This window comes from Sphingobium ummariense RL-3 (assembly GCF_000447205.1).
In the GTDB taxonomy this organism is placed as follows: Bacteria; Pseudomonadota; Alphaproteobacteria; order Sphingomonadales; family Sphingomonadaceae; genus Sphingobium; species Sphingobium ummariense.
In genome coordinates this window covers 1-1,460 of sequence record NZ_AUWY01000036.1, presented here as the reverse complement: position 1 = coordinate 1,460, position 1,460 = coordinate 1, and the positions used below count along the sequence as shown (strand labels likewise).

At 62.4% G+C, this 1,460-nt stretch carries 2 protein-coding genes and 1 pseudogene; all 3 read right to left on the bottom strand.

All coding sequences use genetic code 11. The annotated features are described in order from the left end of the window. Positions 1-211, bottom strand: a 211-nt coding sequence (locus tag M529_RS50195) for a hypothetical protein (RefSeq protein WP_216628565.1), incomplete at its 3' end; no start/stop codon positions are given. Positions 212-660: 449 nt separating this feature from the next. Then, positions 661-1,230 carry a hypothetical protein gene (locus M529_RS28895; protein WP_236617642.1) on the bottom strand — a complete coding sequence of 190 codons (570 nt, stop codon included), beginning with the start codon at positions 1,228-1,230 and terminating at the stop codon, positions 661-663. 85 nt (positions 1,231-1,315) lie between these two features. Continuing rightward, positions 1,316-1,460: pseudogene (locus tag M529_RS28890) on the bottom strand (IS6 family transposase); the annotation flags it as partial.

Below are 1,460 nucleotides of genomic sequence, written 5' to 3'. Positions count from 1 at the left end.
TGTAGGCGCTTGCAACCGTAGCAGCTTCTGCTCGCAAACAGCGCCTTTTCCTGCCCAGATTACCTGACAACGAGCCGACTATGCTGCTCACGCTATCCGACAATGTGCTCGCCATCATCCGCGTCTGCTCGCAAACGGCAAAGGGCCGCTCATGGTATCTGCCAACTACAAAGTCGAGATTAGCAGTCATTTGCTGATGCGCGATGCTCACGCAGCTTTGTGGAACCCAAGATCAGAAAGTACACGATGGGGCAAACCACCATCAGCATCACTGCTGGATCGGTAGCCCATCTCGTTGGGCCATCGCTGTCCGGCTCACTTGCTACCGCGAGCATGAGCGCGATTGATCCTCGCACAGCGGCGTAGGTGGCAGGAACAAGCAGGATGTGGAGAAGCCACCCGTAGCGGAACCGCATGGCGCCAAACCAGCAGAGTACAGCTATGGCGGGTGGAGCGAGTGTGGCGGCTACGAAGCCGCAGAACCAAATGGCAAACCCTGCCGGAGTCAGCGTATCGCGATAGTAGCTGGCGATCCCATCCGGTCGCAATCCGAGAGCGACGAAAGAGCCTGCGACGACAACGGCACCCAAAGCCGTCAGTCCGACGCCACGCAATGTCCCGTGTCTCGGCATCAATCTATGCAATCCAGTAAGCCATTGATCAGGCTGCTCGCACTTTGGCTCGGAAGAAGGTCGTTTCCGACCCAATCAGATCGGGGTCGATCCCGCTCTCCTCGGCGGCCAGTTGCTGGATGATCCGCCAAATCTCGGGGGCGGTGAGGCGCGCGCCGTCGCGGGCAAGCCTGCCACGGTTCTGCTCCGTGACCAGTCGGGCGAGATCGCCGATAGTGTCGCACCTCCGAGGTAATCGCCGGCGGTCGAGGTGCCGTAACCATAGCCCCGCGTAGGCGCTCGCTCCAGCAGCGAAGATGCGAAGGGGAGGTGCCAGCGTCGTGAAGGCGAGGATCGCGACCGCGACAGCGAAGCAGAGACCACTGACAATCCCAAGCCATCCGGCTCGCGTCGCCGGCATCTTGAGGTCGGTATCGGCTTCCAGGTCGCTGAACGCTTGGCGCAGCTTCCCACCGATCAGCGGCGCCAACGGCGCATCCGGCCCGACGTGCCGGCCAAGCCCGAGCGCGCGTCGAAGCCTGTAGAACGTCATCTGCGTGGCGCATGTCGTGCCGCCCCCGCTGTAGGCTGCGACATGCGCGACGACATGGTCACGCACCTCGCCGAACGTTGTCCAAGGCAGGTTCGAGGGCTCTGTTGCAAAGATTGGCGGCAGTCAGAGGTAGGCTGTCGCTCTGCGCCGATCAGGCGGCTGCTGCGAAATGGTGGTTGAGCATGCCCATGGCCTCCGTCAGCGCCGAGGGCCCAATGCCAAAAGCTCTCTCCACAAGGCGCACCTCGCCCCTGATGCCGGGCTGCAGGCACCAGGGGCGAGCCTGTCCTTTGCGC